This window comes from Nesterenkonia sp. AY15, assembly GCF_022565855.1.
Taxonomy (GTDB): Bacteria; Actinomycetota; Actinomycetes; order Actinomycetales; family Micrococcaceae; genus Nesterenkonia.
In genome coordinates this window covers 21082-38784 of the sequence record NZ_JAJOYV010000003.1, presented here as the reverse complement: position 1 = coordinate 38784, position 17703 = coordinate 21082, and the positions used below count along the sequence as shown (strand labels likewise).

At 67.0% G+C, this 17703-nt stretch carries 18 protein-coding genes; 6 read left to right on the top strand and 12 right to left on the bottom strand.

All coding sequences use genetic code 11. The annotated features are described in order from the left end of the window. Nucleotides 1-32: 32 nt before the first annotated feature. On the bottom strand, nt 33-719 hold the full coding sequence (locus LSI54_RS05725) for an alpha/beta fold hydrolase (protein WP_241470730.1): 687 nt from the start codon (nt 717-719) through the stop codon (nt 33-35). Between the two features lie 265 nt (nt 720-984). Here LSI54_RS05725 and LSI54_RS05720 point away from each other — a divergent pair, with 265 nt between their 5' ends. Beyond that, nucleotides 985-1680 carry a class I SAM-dependent methyltransferase gene (locus LSI54_RS05720; RefSeq protein ID WP_241477909.1) on the top strand — a complete coding sequence of 232 codons (696 nt, stop codon included), beginning with the start codon at nt 985-987 and terminating at the stop codon, nt 1678-1680. A 13-nt stretch (nt 1681-1693) separates the two neighbouring features. Here the strand turns inward: LSI54_RS05720 and LSI54_RS05715 are convergent, their stop codons facing one another. Continuing rightward, nucleotides 1694-2374, bottom strand: coding sequence for a haloacid dehalogenase type II (locus LSI54_RS05715; RefSeq protein ID WP_241465832.1), 681 nt, complete (start codon nt 2372-2374; stop codon nt 1694-1696). 101 nt (nt 2375-2475) lie between these two features. Here LSI54_RS05715 and LSI54_RS05710 point away from each other — a divergent pair, with 101 nt between their 5' ends. Together LSI54_RS05710 and LSI54_RS05705 are read left to right on the top strand one after the other, a co-directional pair. Beyond that, nucleotides 2476-3195, top strand: coding sequence for a TVP38/TMEM64 family protein (locus tag LSI54_RS05710; protein WP_241477908.1), 720 nt, complete (start codon nt 2476-2478; stop codon nt 3193-3195). Further along, the gene (locus LSI54_RS05705) at nt 3188-3811 is read left to right on the top strand and encodes a CDP-alcohol phosphatidyltransferase family protein (protein WP_241477907.1); all 624 of its coding nucleotides are present in this window, start codon (nt 3188-3190) and stop codon (nt 3809-3811) included. Before LSI54_RS05710 ends, LSI54_RS05705 begins: the two co-directional genes overlap by 8 nt. Here LSI54_RS05705 and LSI54_RS05700 read toward each other — a convergent pair. Beyond that, the gene (locus tag LSI54_RS05700; protein ID WP_241477906.1) at nt 3793-5265 is read right to left on the bottom strand and encodes a dihydrolipoyl dehydrogenase family protein; all 1473 of its coding nucleotides are present in this window, start codon (nt 5263-5265) and stop codon (nt 3793-3795) included. The genes LSI54_RS05705 and LSI54_RS05700 overlap by 19 nt on opposite strands. A gap of 98 nt (nt 5266-5363) precedes the next feature. Here LSI54_RS05700 and LSI54_RS05695 point away from each other — a divergent pair, with 98 nt between their 5' ends. Further along, nucleotides 5364-6044: a class I SAM-dependent methyltransferase gene (locus LSI54_RS05695; protein ID WP_241477905.1), complete on the top strand. Its 681-nt coding sequence runs from the start codon at nt 5364-5366 to the stop codon at nt 6042-6044. Here the strand turns inward: LSI54_RS05695 and LSI54_RS05690 are convergent. Together LSI54_RS05690 and LSI54_RS05685 are read right to left on the bottom strand one after the other, a co-directional pair. Then, nucleotides 6022-7086: a 2,3-butanediol dehydrogenase gene (locus LSI54_RS05690; protein ID WP_241465839.1), complete on the bottom strand. Its 1065-nt coding sequence runs from the start codon at nt 7084-7086 to the stop codon at nt 6022-6024. The two genes, LSI54_RS05695 and LSI54_RS05690, sit on opposite strands and share 23 nt — an antisense overlap. A 176-nt stretch (nt 7087-7262) precedes the next feature. Further along, entirely contained in the window at nt 7263-7844 is a 582-nt protein-coding gene (locus LSI54_RS05685) for a TetR/AcrR family transcriptional regulator (protein ID WP_241477903.1), read from the bottom strand. 276 nt (nt 7845-8120) lie between these two features. On the opposite strand from LSI54_RS05685, the gene LSI54_RS05680 reads away from it, so the two are divergent. Continuing rightward, the gene (locus LSI54_RS05680; protein ID WP_241465842.1) at nt 8121-8894 is read left to right on the top strand and encodes a thioesterase family protein; all 774 of its coding nucleotides are present in this window, start codon (nt 8121-8123) and stop codon (nt 8892-8894) included. Nucleotides 8895-8968: 74 nt separating this feature from the next. Here LSI54_RS05680 and LSI54_RS05675 read toward each other — a convergent pair whose 3' ends face one another. From LSI54_RS05675 to LSI54_RS05665, 3 genes are all read right to left on the bottom strand, one after another. Further along, the gene (locus LSI54_RS05675; protein WP_241465844.1) at nt 8969-9715 is read right to left on the bottom strand and encodes an esterase/lipase family protein; all 747 of its coding nucleotides are present in this window, start codon (nt 9713-9715) and stop codon (nt 8969-8971) included. Then, nucleotides 9712-10521, bottom strand: a complete 810-nt coding sequence (locus LSI54_RS05670; protein ID WP_241476447.1) for an alpha/beta fold hydrolase — start codon at nt 10519-10521, stop codon at nt 9712-9714. Before LSI54_RS05670 ends, LSI54_RS05675 begins: the two co-directional genes overlap by 4 nt. A gap of 126 nt (nt 10522-10647) precedes the next feature. Then, nucleotides 10648-12786, bottom strand: coding sequence for a heavy metal translocating P-type ATPase (locus LSI54_RS05665; protein ID WP_446740417.1), 2139 nt, complete (start codon nt 12784-12786; stop codon nt 10648-10650). 206 nt (nt 12787-12992) lie between these two features. On the opposite strand from LSI54_RS05665, the gene LSI54_RS05660 reads away from it, so the two are divergent. Further along, nucleotides 12993-13844 (top strand): F510_1955 family glycosylhydrolase, encoded by an 852-nt coding sequence (locus tag LSI54_RS05660; protein ID WP_241465847.1) that lies wholly within the window; start codon nt 12993-12995, stop codon nt 13842-13844. A 21-nt stretch (nt 13845-13865) separates the two neighbouring features. Here the strand turns inward: LSI54_RS05660 and LSI54_RS05655 are convergent, their stop codons facing one another. The 4 genes from LSI54_RS05655 to LSI54_RS05640 form a co-directional block, all read right to left on the bottom strand. Further along, complete coding sequence (locus LSI54_RS05655) at nt 13866-14510, bottom strand: DUF305 domain-containing protein (RefSeq protein WP_241476449.1); 645 nt, start codon at nt 14508-14510, stop codon at nt 13866-13868. Nucleotides 14511-14664: 154 nt separating this feature from the next. Then, nucleotides 14665-15756, bottom strand: a complete 1092-nt coding sequence (locus tag LSI54_RS05650) for a DUF418 domain-containing protein (protein ID WP_241477902.1) — start codon at nt 15754-15756, stop codon at nt 14665-14667. A gap of 102 nt (nt 15757-15858) precedes the next feature. Next, nucleotides 15859-16998, bottom strand: coding sequence for a sensor histidine kinase (locus tag LSI54_RS05645; RefSeq protein WP_241476451.1), 1140 nt, complete (start codon nt 16996-16998; stop codon nt 15859-15861). Then, on the bottom strand, nt 16995-17702 hold the full coding sequence (locus tag LSI54_RS05640) for a response regulator transcription factor (RefSeq protein WP_241465853.1): 708 nt from the start codon (nt 17700-17702) through the stop codon (nt 16995-16997). Before LSI54_RS05640 ends, LSI54_RS05645 begins: the two co-directional genes overlap by 4 nt. Nucleotide 17703 lies beyond the last annotated feature (1 nt).

Genomic DNA, 17703 nt, shown 5'->3' with positions numbered 1-17703 from the left:
GCCGGACGTCTCCTGCCGGTGTTCGTGCTCGCTCATGTTCCGGGCCGGTCGCCCAGTGAGTTGATGGCGGTCGCGATGACCTTTGGATGGGTGAGCATCGGCAGATGGCCCGCACGCACCTCGAAGGTCTCGGTCGGGTGGAGCCGAGCGGCGAAGCGGCGCTGCAGAGCACTCGGGATCTCGGCGTCGTCGGTGGTCACGACGTAGCCCCGTGAAGGAATGGCGAACAGGGCGGCCGGGTCCGCGGCGCGACTGGTGAAGTACTCGCGCGGCTCGGGTGAGAGGTCCGCAACGAGGCGCCGCGTGGTGGTCTCATCGAGGCCCGCGCCGAGGCCCTTCCGGATCGAGGACTCAGGTGGCCTGGTCCCGGCCACCCGCATCACCGCCGGCAGGATGAATCGCTGCGGGAACGGCAGCGAGGAGACGAAGGACGCTCCCGCCCGCGGGATGACGGCTGCGAGGCCAAGCACCCCGGTGATGCGTCCAGGTTCCGCGGAGCGGGCGAGCTCGGCGGCGACCACGCCGCCCGAGGAATGCACGATCAGCGTGAACCTCTCCGCCGGAGCCGCCTCCAGGGCTGCCCGGGCATAATCGCTCACAGTCTCACCGGTCGTCGGGCGCGGGGCGACGCGGGACGGTGCTTCCACGCGGGATCGCACATCGTCCCAGATCCAAGAGGGGAGTCCGGCGCCGGAGAGGAAGAGCAGGGGAGTGGCCATGGGATCGATGCTAGGAACAGACGCCGTGAAGCGGAAGGTTCAGCCGGCCGCGGCTCTCACCGAGTTCGTCGAACAGCTCAGCGCGATGGTCCGGCGCAGAATGTTGGGGGCAGACCAGCTCACCCGTGTTGTGTGAACCCTTATCTCGGGTTTGATCAGCGCGTTTCGGGTGCGGTGAGTGTTGTTCCGGCAACTGGGGTTCAATGTGCTGGGATGGGCGGAGCAGGGGGTCCGAATGCCATGAGTATGAATTGGAGTTCATGCAATGCAGACAGCGCCCTATGACAGCTTCGCCGCAGCCTACGCAGCGGACAACGAAGTGAACTTCGTGAACGGGTGCTACGAACGCCCCGCGATGATCGACCTGGCTGGAGACGTGGACGGACGCCGAGTGCTCGACGCCGGCTGTGGATCCGGTCTGCTCTCCGCCGCGCTGATCGACCGTGGCGCCGACGTCGTTGGATTCGATCTGAGCCCGGCGATGGTGGAGATCGCGAGGCAGCGACTCGGCGCGGACGTGGACCTGCGAGTGGCAGACCTTGGCCAGCCCCTGCCTTACGAGGACAACTCGTTCGATGACGTGGTCGGATCCCTGGTGCTGCATTACCTCGAGGATTGGACGGTGCCCCTGGCGGAGCTGCACCGTGTGCTCAAGCCCGGAGGACGGCTGATCCTCTCGGTGAATCACCCATACGTCTATATGCTCAACTACCCGAAGGCCGACTATTTCGCGACGACCCAGTTCTCCGATGAGTTCACCTTCGCGGGCCAGGAGGCGACGCTGACGTATTGGCACCGACCTCTGCCCGCGATCACTTCGGCATTCACGGAGGCCGGCTTCGATATCGCGTCGGTCACCGAGCCGCCCTACGATCCCGATACGCCGCTGGAGCTGATCCCGCCACCACTGTTGGGGCGGTCGTTCATCTGCTTCATGTTCTTCGTGCTCCAAGCCCGGTAACCGGCGTCGACGGTCAGCCCCGCGCTCCCGCGAGGATCTCCGCGAGCGCCACCAGGTGCTCGGCCTCGATCTCCGGCGCCCGGAAACAGCTCGGGTACGCAGCCCCGGTGCGGTTGATCCAGGCGGTGCGGAGTCCCGCGGCGGCGGCCCCGTGGATGTCCCAGGGGTGCACCGCGACGAGCATCAGTTCATCCAGGGGTCGTCCGGTCTGCTGCGCGGCATACGCGTAGGCGTCCCGCGCGGGCTTCCACAACGGTGCGTCGGTGACGCTGAGGCACTGCGAGAAGAGCTCCCGCACGCCGCCGCGTGCAAGCAGAGTCTCCGCGATCGCCGCCGAGCCGTTGCTCAGCGTGACCAGCTCCGCGGTCCGGCTCAGCGCGGTGACACCAGGAGTGACGTCGGGGTGCAGGTCGAAGTGCGTGAAGACCTCCAGAATGCGATCGACGTCCTCAGCGTGGTCTCGAGCTCCAGATGCCGCAGCCAGGTGGCGGCGCAGATTGTCCCGGGCGATCGCCACGAAGTCGGGATTTTCGCCGGTGGTGGTCAGCGCGAACCCATCGCGGAGCACCTCCGCGAACCACAGCGGGGCCCCAGCAGCAGGCATCCCTGATTCCTCGAATGCGCTCGCCAGGGGACGCATATCGGACAGCGTCTCGTTGACGTCGAAGAGCACCACAGGCGGCGGGGTAGTCATGGGACCCTTCCTACCACGGGCCGCGCTGTCCACGCCGGAAGTCAGCGCCGGATGATCCATCCCTGAACACTCGGGCTCCCGGCTCCAGTACGCTCTCAAGAATGACTGACCAGGAGCCGGCTCGCCTCAGGTCTGCGGCCCCAGAGGAACCCTCCGCGGCGGCGCAGTCTGGGCGCCGAGCAGCCGTGGCCAAAGCCGCGCTGTTGGTGCTGGCGCTGGGAGTCTTCACCGCCGCGGCTCTCCTGCTTCCGCTCCCGTCGGTGGAGGAGATCCGAAACCTGGTCGCCGGCACGGGCTGGTGGGGTCCGATCGGATTCGGAATCGCCTACGCCGCACTGACCCTGGCCCCAGTGCCGAAGAACGTGCTCTCCATCGGTGCCGGGGTGCTCTTCGGGTTCGGCCCGGGTCTGCTGATCGTCTACACCGCCGCGATGGCCGGAGCCTCCGCTGCGTTCTGGCTGGGCCGCCGGCTGGGCCGCGACGCGGTCGAGCGGTTCACCGGGACCCGGGTCGCAAGGTTCGAAGCCGTCCTGGACCGTCACGGGTTCGCCGCCGTCGTGGGGGTCCGGCTGGTCCCGGTGCTGCCCTTCACCGCGATCAACTACTCGGCCGGATTGACCTCCTTGGGCTGGTGGCCCTACCTTCTGGGCACCCTGATCGGGATCGTCCCCGGCACAGCCAGCTACCTGGCGCTGGGCGCCTTCGGCTTTGAATCGGGCTTCCAGGCCGAGCTGGCATTCGCGGTGCTCGGCGTCCTGACCCTGGCCGGGATCGCCTGCGCGGTGCGTCTCCGCGGGAGCAACGGCAGAGCCGATGTTTGATGCGCTGCTCCGGTCCGCGCTCGCCCCGACTACAGACGCTGCTGCCCGCGTGCTGGACGTGCCCTGGGTGACCCCGAACCGGCTCACCGGCCTCAACCTTGCCGCCGGCCTCATCAGCGCGGTGCTCGCGGCGACGCAGCAATGGATCCTGGCGCTGATCCTGTGGCTGCTCTGCCGAGTCGCCGACGGGCTGGACGGCCCGCTGGCCCGGCGCAGGGCCGGCGGGTCATCCCCGGCTTCCGGGCAGGGCGGCTTCTGGGACATCTGCGCAGACTTCATCGTCTATGGCGCGACGGTGGTGGGCGTGGCCATCGGTGCGAGCGCGGCCTTCGACGCCCCGTGGCTGCCGTTCCTGCTGGTGCTCTTCGCCTACTACGTCAACGGGGGCGCCTTCCTCGCGTTCTCCTCCATCGCGGAGAAGGACGGCAGGCAGCTTGACGACGGCCGGTCGCTCTCCTTCATCGGTGGCCTGGCGGAGGGGGCCGAGACCGTGCTGGTGCACAGCCTGTGGCTGATCTTCCCCTTCGCGGCCGCCCCGATCGCGGCTGTGTGGGCGCTGCTGGTCGGCCTGAGCGCGGCGCACCGCGTGGTCGTGGGCTACCGGGCGCTGGGCTGAGACTCAGGGCCGCGGCGTCGTCGTCGGACCAGGGCAGCCAGCGCGCTGGTCGCCGTGCTGACCACGGGGGAGTCCAGTCCGTCGCGGGCATGGGCGATCGCGGCGTCCCAGAGCGCATCGTTGTAGGTCGGGTAGGCGTGGGTGATTCCCGCGAGCTGCCGGGTGCTCAGCTTCTGTGCGACCGCGAGGGTCAGCTCTCCCAGTGACTCACCTGCCCGGGGACCCACGAGGGTGCCGCCGAGGATTCGGCCGCGCCGGCCGATCACCAGTCGGGCGAATCCTTCTGGTGAGTCCTCGGTCAGCGCCCGGTCGGTGTGCTCCAGTGAGACCGTCGAGGTGGTCATGCCCGGGCCGGAGACAGCGGTGAGGCCCACGGCGGCGACCTCCGGGGAGGTGTAGGTGATCCGCGGGACCGTGCTGCTGACTCGGCGCCGCAGGCCGAGGACCGCATTGGAGGCGGCGGTGCTGGCGTGGACCGCTGCCAGGTGGGTGAACTTCGGGTGCGGGGTGACATCCCCGGCGGCCCAGATGGAGCGGTTCGAGGTGCGCATCGTGTCGTCCACGAGCACGTGTCCGGCCTCGTCACATTCCACCCCGAGCTGCTCCAGACCCAGGCCTGCGCTCCGCGGGGTCCGCCCGGTGGCGACCAGGACGACGTCGGCCTCCAGCCGCCGGTCTGCCGAGGTGGTGACCATGTGTCCGTCCGCACCGTCGGCACCGTCGGCCCCTTCGGCTTCGTCAGATCGACGGTGGACGCGGGCGGGCTCCTCATTGACAAGCACGGTGGCGCCATCGCGTTCCAGGCTCGCCTGCACCAGGGCGGCGGCGTCGGGGTCCTCCTTGGGGAGCAGTCCTGAACGGGCCAGCACCGTCACGTCTGAGCCGAGCCGCGCGAAGGCCTGGCCCAGCTCACAGGCGATCGGGCCGCCGCCGATCACCACCAGACGCGGCGGCAGCTGCGTCAGCTCCCAGATCGTGTCGGAGGTGACGTGCCCGGCGTCCTTCAAACCTGGGATCTCGGGCACCGAAGGGAAGCTGCCGGTGACGATGAGGGCCTGACGGAAGCGGATCCGCTCGCCCGCGCCCCCGGCCACCCCAGAGATCTCGGCAACCCCGGGGGCGGTGAACCGGGCGATTCCATGCAGCACCGTCACCCCAGCGGCTTCCAGGGTCTCCGCCGAATCGTCGGGTTCGATCGTGCCGATGGTCGCGAGGATCCGCTTCCTGACCTGGGTGAAATCGGGCTCGGTGCCGGCGGCCTCGCGGACCAGGGAGGCGTGGGCGGCCGCCGAGAGGATGGTCTTCGAAGGCACGCATCCGGTCCAGAGACAGTCGCCGCCGGTGCGGTGCTGCTCGACCAGGACGGTGCGTGCACCCAGGCGCGCTGCCGTCTTAGCCCCCACGATCCCCGCCGTGCCCCCGCCGATGACCAGCAGATCGATCAGACCATCCACGGTGAACTCCTTCAACGGCGGCGAGAGGGGTCGGCGTCAGCGTCAGCGCATACCCTGGGAGGTGCTGTGCATAGCGTACGCGGGAGAGGAGCCGGGCCTTGCAGAAGGACAGCGCCGAGAGATACACCCGCGAGAAGTACACGGCCTTCGCCCCGTTCTACGATCTGCTCTCCGCCGAGCACCCCGTCTACGGCGCGGGACGACGACGGCTCATCGAGTCACTCGCACTGCGCGAGGGAGACCAGGTTCTCGACCTCGGGTGCGGCACCGGCCTGAACTTCGGGCCGCTGCAGAACCGGGTGGGCCTGCGCGGGGTCATCGTGGGCATCGATCGCAGCGCCCAGATGCTCGTCCAGGCCAGGAAGCGGGCGCAGCGTCACGGCTGGGACAACGTGATCCTGATCCAGGCCGACGCCACCACCATGGTCGCCGCCGAGGTCTCAGAGGAGATGACGCAGGCTGGTGGGAGCGGGCTCTCACGCGTCGGGCTGGCCACGTACTCGCTGTCTCTGATGGACCCGTGGGTGCGAGCCTGGGGAAACATGTGGCAGCTGACGGAGCCCGAGGCGGAGCTGGGGGTGTTGGACATGCAGCTGCCCAGCGGAGTCAGCGCGCTGCTGAGCCCGCTGGCCAGGGCTGCGTGCCGACTGGGCGGGGCGGATATCGAGGCGCACCCGTGGGCCGCGGTGGAACGTGACTGCGCAGAGCTCCGGTCCGCTTCGGCGCGCGGCGGCCACCTGCAGGTCCGCGTGGGGGTCAAGCCCGCGGGTCGACGATGATCTTGACGTGCTGCTCGTTGTTGTTGATCAGCTGCTCAAACCCCTCGGAGACCAGCCCGTCGAGGCCGATCCTGCCGGTGATGAACGGACCGAGGTCGATCTTGCCGTCCTCGACGAGTTCGATCACGCGTCGGTGATCGTTGGCGTAGCCGATGGTGCCCAGCAGGGCGATCTCCTTGAGCACCAGCTTCGGCATGTCGACGGCGGGCTTGTGCCCCCAGATGGAGACGTTGACGATGACTCCGGCGGGACGCACCGCATCGAGGAGCATGTCCAGGACCACCGGGACCGAGGAGCATTCGAAGCCGACGTCGGCTCCACGGCCGTCGGTGCGGCGGCGCACCTCCGCTGCCACGTCGACTTCGCGGGGATCGAAGACCTCGTCGGCGACGCCGGTCTCCCGGGCTTTGGCCTTGCGGGCCTCGGAGAGCTCGGAGATGAAGACGGTGAGGCCTTCCGCCTTCAGCACCGCGGCGGTGAGCAGACCGATCGGGCCTGCGCCGCCGACCACCGCGACGCCACCGGCCTTGCCGCCGGATCGGACGAAGGCGTGGTGGCCTACCGCGAGAGGTTCGATCAGTGCGGCGTGATCGAGGGCGACGTGATCCGCGATCGGGTGGACCCAGCGGCGTTCGACCACGATCTTCTCGCTGAGCCCGCCCCCGCGACCGCCGAGGCCGATGAAGTTCATGTCCGGGGAGAGCTGATAATCGACCCCGGGCTTGACCTCCACGTCCTCGCGGATGATGTAGGGCTCGACCACCACTTTCTGGCCGGACGTGAGGTCGCTGACGTCGTCGGCGACTGCCGTGACGGTCCCGGAGAACTCGTGTCCGAGAGTGACCGGTGCGGACTCACCGGAGATGGGGTGCGGGTGTCCGTGGGCCGGGACGAAGATCGGGCCTTCGAGGTATTCGTGGAGGTCGGTGCCGCAGATGCCGCACCAGGCGACGTCGATGGCCACGTGTCCCGGCTTCAGCTGAGGTTCGTCGATCTCTTCGATGCGGATGTCTTTGCGATCGTAGTAACGAGCTGCGCGCATGATGGCAATCTCCTGGTAGCTGGTTCGAGCAGGTAGAGACGTTCGCAGACTACTCCTGGCACCGGGACAAAGCACGGGGTCTCAGTCAGCCGGATGAAAGGTCACCGACAGTGGTGGCCACCCGGCTTGGTCCGCGTCCCCGCCCTGTCATCACCTGTGCAGGCGCGACGGCCCGCTCAGCCCTGGGTGTAGGCCTGAACCGCTGCGAGGGCCAGACGACGACCCGCCTCGATCGGCGACCGAGGGTGGCCGCGCAGGAACGCGGTCAAGGTCCCGTCGTAGGCCAGGAGCACTCCTTCGGCAAGATCCTGGGCTCGATCAGCTGCCAGGGGGCGGGAGAGGTGAAGCAGCCGTGTGCGCAACAAGGCTGTGTCCGCGTCCAGGACGTCCCTGATCTCTCCGGCTTCCGGCATCAGCTCAGTGGCGGCTGCGAGGAACGCGCACCAGCGTGATGGGTGCTGCCGGTCCTCCCTGTAGGCGGCCAAGGCGTCGAAGACGGCCAGCAGCCGCTCGGTGTCATTGTTCGCGGAGATCACCTGCTCGTCCCAGCTGCTCCGCCAGTCAGCGAAACGGATCCGCAGGGCCTCCGCGGTCAACGCGTCCTTGCTGCCGAAGTGTGAGTACAAGGTGGCTGGAGACGCGCGCGCCCGACGGAGGATCTCGTCCACGGGCGTGGCGCGGATGCCGTCTTCGAAGAGTATGTGGTCAGCAGCCTGGAGCAGCCGCGTGCGCGCTGGGACCTGCTGGGCGGTGCTCATCATGTCATTCTAGTCAGAGTTAACCGACATATTGTTGTACATATAAATAACGTACGTTATATGTCACTAGCATGTGTGATGATCGTGGATCACGGAAGGGTGCTATGACGAGTAAGTCGTCCCGGTGACCCTCCAGCAGCGAAAGGGCTCCCTCGACCCGACTGAGCTGGATCTCTTCGAGATCAACGACGCCTTCGCCGCAGTCGGTCTGGCGTCGGCCAGGGCGAGGCCCTGCTGATCCAGGACGCCCAGAACTGAACACACGAGGAGACTTCTATGGCGTACTTCGAACGGATCGACGAGACACGGTTTCAGGCCACCGAACATGCGAGTGGAGCCTGGGATGAAGACATGCAGCACATCGCGCCTGCGCTGGGGCTGATGGCACATGTCATGGAGCGAGACAGAGATCAACGCCGTGAGGACTCGCTGCGCATCACGGGGCTGCACTACGACATCCTGGGACCGTTGCCGGTGGGTGAGGTCGACGTCGTCGCCCGCGTGCTGCGTCCCGGCAAGACCATTGAGCTGGTGGAGGTCGAGCTGAGGCATGACTCGCGTCCGGCGGTGCTCCTGCGCGGCTGGCTGCTGGCTCAGTTCGACACCGCCCGGCTGGAGGGAACCGCGTTGGCGGAGATTCCCGGACCGGCGACCTTTGAACCGTGGGATGCGAGCACAGTCTGGCCCGGAGGGCTCATCCGCTCGATCGAATCCAAGCGCCGCGTCCTGGGCGAAGGGCGCTCCCAGGCCTGGATCCGCACCCCCCACTCCCTCGTCGCGGACGAACGGGTGAGCGATCTGTCTCGCTTCGTCGGACTGTTCGACGTCGCGAACGGGGTCGCCGTCCGCTCAGACCCAGGTGACGTGCTCTTCCCCAACGTGGAGCTCTCCACCCAGATCTTCCGTGCTCCAGAAGGGGAGTGGGTGGGCTATGACACGACGGTCTCCTTCGGACCCGATGGGCGCGGACTGACACAGTCCATCATTCATGACCTCAAGGGACCCGTCGGCTCAGCGACCCAGGCGCTCACGGTCCGACCCAGGCAGTGACGTGTCCGAGCCCGTTGCTCTGCGATGTGCCGGTGCCGGTCAGGTCTTGAGCGGCGCTGGCACGTACCTTCTCATCAACCCGTGATGCGCCGGACCCCGTCGAGGATCGCCTTGTGCGCCCGAGCATCGCTCAGCGGCAGGAAATGTCCCCGCGTCTCCAGCTGCACATTGTGTGCACCTTCGAGGCGGCTCCCGCCGGGGATGTGGGGGTCGAAGCGACCATAGATCGAGATGATGTCCGCATCCACGTCCCGGCTGGCGCCCAGTTCGGCCAGCTCCGGGGAGCGTGGCAGGAACAGCCGCAGCGCGGGCAGCGGCAGCAGTCGGGCCAGCTGTGACCCTTCGAACGGGGTGTTCAGCGTGACCAGCCCCAAGACCGGGTCAGCGTCACTCTGCCGGGTGAGCAGCAGCTTGCCGATCAGCCCGCCCTTGCTGTGGGCCACCAGCACACACCGTTGAACGCCCTCACGGCGGATGTAGTCATCCACCAGGTCTGCCATGTCCTCGATGGTGCCGCCGTTGTACCCCAGGTCCACGACGGCGTGCACGTCATAGCCCTGCTCCCGCAGCACGTTGGCCACCGGGAGCATGAAGGCCCAGGTCTCATAGATCCCCGGCAGCAGCAGCACGGCGGGCTTCCCTGACTCGGGCCGGCGGTAGGCCTTCGGATCAGGCCCACGCAGCAGTCCGGACGCCTGCCGGCGCAGCGCGTAGGCGTAGTCGTGGACCCAGGCGCCGAGGTTGCGGCCAAGCTCGGATGCCCCTCGCAGACGCTCCCGCGCGCCGGAGGAAGGAGTGGCCGAAGCCGGGAGGCTGGTCACGCGCGGGGCGCCGTCGTCTGCGGGCCCGGGCGCTCGCCGTCGACGGCTGCCAGAAACGGGGCACACGCGGAGGCGAGCTCCTTCGGCCGGTGGATCTGGAGCGCATGCGGAGCGTCGGGGATCTCCACCAGGCTCGCGTCGGGGGCGAGGTCCACCAGCTGCCGCGCCCACTCGGCCGAGGCGATCGGATCATTCTCACCGCGGACCACCAGGCCCGGAATCGTGCAGCGCTGGATGGACTCCTCAGTCCGATCGGCAAGCATGTGTCGGACCGTGTGCAGGTAGCGCAGCGGGCCCATCCGCACATAGTTGCGGAACACTATGAAGTTGTTCCGTGGGGGTTCGCGCAGGGTGTCGCGCATCAGCCGTGAGCTCTGGGCGAGAAAGCTGCGCGCGGACGGGTCCACTGTCGGCCCGATCAGCACGTAGCCGGCGAACATCTCCGGGTGGGTGGCGACGGCGTCGGCGACGATCTGGCATCCCATCGAGTGACCGACGACGACGGGGGAGTCCAGCTCCAGCGTGGTGACCACCCCGGCCACCACCTCGCTCAGCTTCGAGATGCTCAGCGCCCGCTCCGGATTGGGCGTCTTGCCGTACCCCGGCAGATCCAGCGCGTAGACATCGTGGGTGGCCGCGAGCACGTCGGTCAGGGGCTGGAAGTACTCGCCGGACATGCCGAGTCCATGCACCAACAGGACCTGGGGTCGCTGCGGAGCGAAGGTCCCGTGAACATCCACGGCGTGGTCGCCGACCTGCAGGCGCCTCGTGCGGGACCCGGCTGCGGATACGGTCCTCCAGAACATGGGCCCCTTCTCGATCCGTCGTATGAACCTGGGGCGAGCGCTGCGTGGCCCGCCTCAGATCGACCATGGTATCGAGGCTGGCTGTATGTCCCGGTGGGGGTCCTCCCAGATTCTCCCCTCGCCGCCCTATGCGCCGTGGTCGGTGACCTCCGGAGTGCTCGCCCCAGGGGAGAGGTCAAGGCGGCGGAGCAGCTGGGCGTTGAGAGCAACCACCACGGTGGAGGCAGACATCAGGATCGCGCCGATGCTCATCGGGAGCACAAATCCGAGGGGCGCCAGCACGCCCGCGGCGAGCGGCACCGCAGCGATGTTGTATCCGGCGGCCCACCACAGGTTCTGCTTCATCTTTCTGTAGCTGGCCTCGGAGAGCCTGAAGACGGAGAGCACGGAGCGAGGATCGGAGCTCGCCAGGATCACCCCGGCGGATCCGATGGCCACGTCGGTGCCCGCGCCGATGGCGATGCCGACATCGGCCTGCGCCAGGGCAGGAGCGTCGTTGACGCCGTCACCCACCATGGCCACCTTCTTTCCCTCTGCCTGGAGCTCGGCGACCTTCGCCGCCTTGTCCTCGGGTCGGACCCCGGCGAAGACTCTGTCGATGCCCAGATCTCGGGCGACGGTGTCGGCAACTGCCTGGGCGTCCCCGGTGATCATCACAACCTCGACGCGTCGGGCATGGAGCGCCTCGATGGCAGCGTGGGACTCGGGTCGGACCTCATCAGCGAGCCGCAGCGCTCCGATCACCTCACCGTCCATCAGCACGTGGAGGATGATCGCGCCTTCTTCGCGCCACTGCTCGGTGACCGTGAGCGCGTCCTGTCTGCGCTGGTCCAGAAGATGCGGACCCCCGACCTCCACGACGCTGCCGTCAACGGTGGCGCTGACCCCCACGGCGGGAGATGAGGAGAAGTCTCTGGCCCGCGGCACATTCAGGTCCCGGCCCCGTGCGGCGCCGATGATCGCCCGGGCCAACGGGTGTTCGCTGTCTGACTCTGCGGCGGCGGCGAGGGCAAGGACGTCGTCGTCCTGGTGATTCCCCACGGGGTGGACCCCTGTGACGGTGGGCTCCCCCTTGGTGAGCGTGCCGGTCTTGTCGAAGAGCACCGCGTTGACCGTGCGCATGGACTCCAGGGCCAGCCGGTCCTTCACGAGAACGCCGCCCCGGGCGGCCCTCTCGGTGGCGATCGAGACCACCAGCGGGATCGCAAGACCCAGCGCGTGGGGACAGGCGATCACCAGCACGGTGATCGTGCGGACAACCGCAGCCTCGGGCATGCCCAGCGCGGCCCAGCTGAGTGCAGTCAGGACCGCAGCCCCCAGAGCGAACCAGAACAGCCAGCCTGCGGCCCGGTCCGCGATGCGCTGAGCCCGGGAGGAGGAAGCCTGAGCATCCGCCACGAGCTTCTGGATCCCGGCCAGAGCGGTGTCTTCCCCGATAGCCGCGACTTCGACGCGCAGCCCGGAGTCTGTCGCCACGGTGCCGGCGACGACGTGCTCGCTGGTCCCGCGGCGGACCGGCTTCGATTCACCGGTGACCATGGATTCATCCATCGAGGCGCTTCCGTCGATGATCCTCCCGTCGGCCGGGACCGAAGAGCCAGGCCTGACGATCACCACATCGCCGACGGCCAGAGCGGCCGGAGCGACCTTCACGACGTCGTCGCCCTGGACCTTCTCAGCCTCATCGGGCAGCAGCGCTGCCAGGGAGTCCAAGGCAGAGGTGGTCTGAGCCAGTGAGCGCATCTCGATCCAATGGCCGAGCAGCATGATGACCACCAGCAGGGCCAGCTCCCACCAGAAGTTCAGCTCATGGTCCAGGATCCCCAGCGTCGCACCCCAGGACGCGATGAAGGCCACGGTGATGGCGAGCCCGATGAGCAGCATCATCCCGGGCTGCCTGGCGCGGACCTCCGAGGCTGCTCCGGTCAGGAATGGGCGACCGCCCCAGAGGTAGACGATGGTGCCCAGCACAGGAGACACCCACCACACCCAGGGGGCGTCTGGGAGCGTATAGCCGAGAAGGTGCGCGAACATCTCGTTGAAGCCCACCACCGGCACGGCCACCACCACCATGATCAGGAACAGCCGGCGGAACTGACCGACATGATCCCCATGGTCGTGGCTGTGACCTTCGTGTCCGGTGTGACTCGACGGAGCCTCATGGCCGTCATGACTCGGATGATGACCATGATCATGGCCATGGTGCGGGGTGTCCGCGGCGGGACCAGGTCCAGCCTGCTCGGGTGCTCGCGACGAATTGTCCATGTCTGCATTTATACCCCTGGGGGGTATATGAGTCAAGGTGTGGCTGTCGGGTAGAACGAGTCCACGGGGCGCGCGTGACCCCACCTGACGCGTGGACCACGCCTGGCTCGAGCTTCATGGAATCTTCATGAGATCCAGCGCGCTCCGCCGATGCGGCGCAGATAGGGTTGAGGGCTGGTCATTCCACGAGGGAAGGAGATGTACGGATGAAGCTCGTGAACCGCAGACGCCTCATCGGCGGAGGTCTGGGAGTGCTCGGGGCGGGAGCCCTGGCGGCCTGCTCGCGGGAGGCTCCGCCGGCAGCCCCAGACCAGAACACAACCTCCCCCATCTCCCACATCCACGCGATCGTCCGCGATCCGGCCGATTCGGCAGTGGTGCTGCTAGCCGCTCACGAAGGCCTGTTTCGGCTCCGGGAGCAGGAGTCGATTGCAGTCGGCCCCGAGATCGATCTGATGGGCTTCACCGTGACCCCCGACGGCCGCTACCTGGCGTCTGGCCACCCGGGGCCGGGGGTGGATCTCCCGGAGCCGCTCGGACTCATCGAGTCCACCGACCGGGGCGAGACTTGGAAGGTGCTCTCCCGGGGAGGTGAATCTGACTTCCACGCACTGGCGGCCAGTTCTGACCGTGTGCTCGGCTTCGACGGCGAACTGCGACTCAGCGCGGATGGTCGGACATGGGAGACCCTGCCTATCGATTCCATGCCCGCATCGGTCGCGATCGCCGAGGGCTCAGGAGCGATGTTGGCTGCCACCGAAGCGGGCGTCCTGCGATCAGATGACGGCGCCGCATGGGATCTGCTGGACACACCGCAGCTCATCCGGCTTCTGACCTGGGTCGATGACACCACGATCGTGGGTGCAAGCGTCGAGGGACACCTGCTGATCAGTCAGGACGTGGGAGACAGCTGGACCGTCAGCCAGCAATCCCTCGGTGAGGTCTCTGCCCTGGGGGCGAGTTCGACTGCCGACGGCGCCGTCGAGGTGCTGCTGGTCGTGGGCGAGTCAGTGCTTCGCACCCTCGACGGCGGGGAGACCACCGAACGTCTTCTCTGAGCTGGACTCCTAGGACCCGGTTCAGAGGTCTTCCAGGAGCTCTTCCATCTGCTCGATCTCGGCCTGCTGAGAGTCGATGATGTCCTCTGACAGCTCCAGGGCTTCGGGGTTCGCCCCGTCCTGGAGATGCTGCTCCGCCGAGGAGACGGCGCCCTCATGGTGGACGATCATCTGCTCCAAGAACATCTCAGAAGCGGCCGAGCCGGTCGATTCTTGGAGCTGGTCGAGGTCTTCCTCGCTCATCATGCCCTCGTGCTGCATAGTGCCCCCGTCCATGCCGTCGCCCATGTCGCCGTGGTCCATGTCCCCCATGTCCCCCTGGTCCGGGCCCGCTTCCTCCTGACCCCAGGCGTCCAGCCAAGACTCCATCTGCTCGATCTCGGGACCTTGGGCCTCGCGGATGTCTTCGGCGAGGGCCTCCACCTCCGGCTCCACATCGTCCTTGTCCAGCAGCATCTCCGACATGTGGACTGCCTGTCGGTGGTGCGGGATCATTCCGGAGATGTAGTCGACATCGGCCTCGTTGTACTCCGCTGCGGTCTCCTCTGCAGCCTCTCCCTGATCGGATGGGGTCTCGTCGGACTGATCCTCGGCGGTGGCGCAGCCGGTCAGCGCGACCGTGAGTGCGAACGCGCCGATGAATGCTGCGGATGTCGTGGTCTTCATGGGTTCCTCCTATGTTGAGATCACCAGTGGCTTGCTGAGGAGTCAACCGCATGGCTGGACCCGGCATTGCCCGAAAGCGTGATCTTGAAGAAACCTTCATCAAGTGCAGACCCGTTCTTGACCGGATGTTCTGCCTTCCACCTCGCCGGCATTCTCAGCGAGGACGCCGGGACAGTCTCGGCGCCCGCAGCAGAACCTCGAGGGGCCCTCGGCTGAAGCGCTTCCGCCAGAGCCAGGCGAACGCCATCAGCGCGGCCACGGTCCAGGTGCTCGCGATCATCCCCTGGACCAGCGTGTCCGGTCCCGGGCGGACGACGAATGCGAGGATCAGCAGGTGCCCGACGTAGGCAGTCAGGGCCAACTGACCCAGGAAGATCAGCGGAGACACCATGGGGTGGGACCACGCGTGGATCTTCAGGCACAGGCCGAGGACGAAGACTGCGGACCCGGTGCCGCCGATCAGCCACAGCGGCATCTGTGAATGGGCCACCGCGCTGAAGAGTCGCTCCCATGCCATATGGGTCGTCGGCTCGCCGAATGCGGCCACCAGAAGCGCAGAGAGCAGGCGAGCCGCCACTGCAGCAGCTGCGCCCCAGATGATCAGTCGAGTGCTGATTCTTGAGTCTGTGAGCTCCAGTCGACCCAGCCAGAGGCCGAGGACGAAGGGCGCCGCCCAGACGATCAACGGGTATGGGCCCGTGAGCACGATGCCGGTGAAGATCTCCCAGGGCGGGCCTGAAGCTGAGACGGGGTCTCGATCGAAGCGTCCGTCGGTCTGAGTCTGAACCGCAATCCAGATCACCGGGCCGAGGAGGGCGCTGATCCCCGTGGTCAGGAGCAGGAGGCCACCGGAGACCCGGAGAAGTGGGAGAGAGAAGAGGATCAGCAGCGCATAGATCTGCAGAATCACCGAGACGTCGTGGGCGAGTTCCTGGAGCGCCAGGCCGCCCAGGAGCAGCAGTACACAGCGCCAGAGCAGCGACACCCAGGGGAGCGGAGCGTGTTGTTCGCGAGAGCGGCGCGTCATCAAGGAGACGCCGATTCCGCCGAGCAGGACGAAGAGCAGGGACGCCCGACCATACGGAACTCGGTAGATCATCTCCAGAAGCTCGTCGTCGCCGCGGGGACCAGTGTTGACAGCAATCATGCCGATGATCGCCAGCCCGCGTGCAGCGTCCAGCGCGAGCATCCGCTGTGCGCCCGAGCGAGGCGGCCTCTTCGTGGAGGTCTTTCGCTGAGACGACACTCCGGCTCCCTGTCTGATCTGCTGGTGAGTCCCGTGACGGTGACCACGCAACTCTTGACTATATCGAGTCGCCTGCGATGGGGCGGCAGATAATCAGATCCTTTATGGAACCTTCATCAAGTCTTGGGTGCCCTGAGGCAGCTCGACCGTGAAGACGGCTCCCTTTCCGGTCCCCTCGCTGAACGCCCAGACGGATCCTCCATGAGCGGTGACTATGGAACGCACGATCGCGAGTCCGATCCCAGATCCACCGTGGGTGCGGTCGCGTGCGCTGTCCACGCGGTAGAAGCGCTCAAAGAGGTGGGCAAGGTGTGCCGGGTCGATTCCGTGGCCGGTGTCGACGACGTCGACGGTCACATGGGATCTGGATGCCCGTGCACTGAGGGTCACCTCGTCGCCGCGCTCGGTGTGGTGCAGTGCGTTGTCCAGCAGATTGGTCAGGACCTGACCGATGCGGTCGCGATCCGCGGTGATCGTCACGGCTCTTGCGCGGTTGCCGATCTTGATCTCGAGGTTCACCCCGGCGGCCTGATAGCGAGCGCGGATCTGGGCAGACGCGGCATCCAGGAGCTCACCGAGCTGGACCGGGGCGAGCCGCAGGTCCAGGCACCCCTCTTCTGCGGCGCTGACCAGAGAGATGTCCTCAGCAAGGCGTGTGAGGCGCTCGGTCTGTTCTCTGAGCATGACCAGGGTTTCGTCGTCGGCGTGGGCGATCCCGTCCTGCATCGCTTCGAGATATCCGTCAACCGTGGACACCGGTGTGCGCATCTCGTGGGCCAGATCTGAGAGCAGGCGCTTGCGAGTGAGCTCAGTGCGGTCCAGCTCTGCGGCCATGCTGTTGAACGCGACCATCAGCTCAGTGAACTCTGCTCCGATGCTGCTCTCCGGGACCCTCGCGGAGTAGTCGCCGTCCGTGATCTCGACGACCGCAGAGCGGATCTTGCGGATCGGCCTGACCAGCCGGCGCACGAGGATCACGGTGACGACGACGGAAGTCCCGAAGGCTGTCAGGAGGGCCAGCAGGAGGGACAGTCTCCATGCCGCATCGAATGCTTCCTCGGCGTGGGCGACGATGCCTGGATCGGGGTTGGAGGTTTCGACCATCTCCATATGGTCATCGAAGATTGCCGGTCCCACGATGAGAGCAACGACCCAGGCAGTCACCACCGCCACACCCAGCACAAGGATGAGCGCCGCCAGGATCCGGGTGCCCAGCCCGGTGAATCGCCTCTGCCCGATCAACGTGGCGGTCCCGTCTTGTACCCGATGCCACGGACCGTGTGGATGAACCGGGGGTTCGCGGAATCATCCCCCAGCTTTCGGCGGAGGTGCCCGATATGGACATCGACCAGGTGTTTGTCTCCGAACCACTCATCACCCCACACCTTGGTGATCAGTGCGCTCCGACTCTGTGCCACTCCGGGTTCCGCGAGAAGCGTCGCCAGGAGCTCGAACTCGGTCAAGGTGAGATCCACGAGCTGACCCCGCAGTTGAACTTCACGTCCCGCCAGATCGACGCGGAGGTCCCCCAGCTGGTAGGTGACGAGATCCGAGCCGGAGGCGTTTCGTGGCCTGCGCAGCATCGCCTTCACGCGCAGCACCAGTTCTCGTGGGCTGAAGGGCTTGGTCACATAGTCATCGGCGCCGACGGACAGTCCGATCAGACGGTCCACCTCCTCGGCGCGGGCCGTGAGCATGATGATGTAGCAGTCCGAGAACGTACGGATCTGTCGGCAGGCTTCCACGCCGTCCAGGCCAGGCAGGCCGAGGTCAAGGATGACGACGGCGGGGCTCTGTTCGCGAACGATATCCACGGCGTGGGATCCATCTCCGGTCGCCACGACGCGGAACCCATCGCGGATGAGGTATTGCTCGATCAGGTGGACCAGTGGCGCCTCGTCGTCCACCACCAGGATCTTCATGGGACCTTCCCCGACAGCTGACATG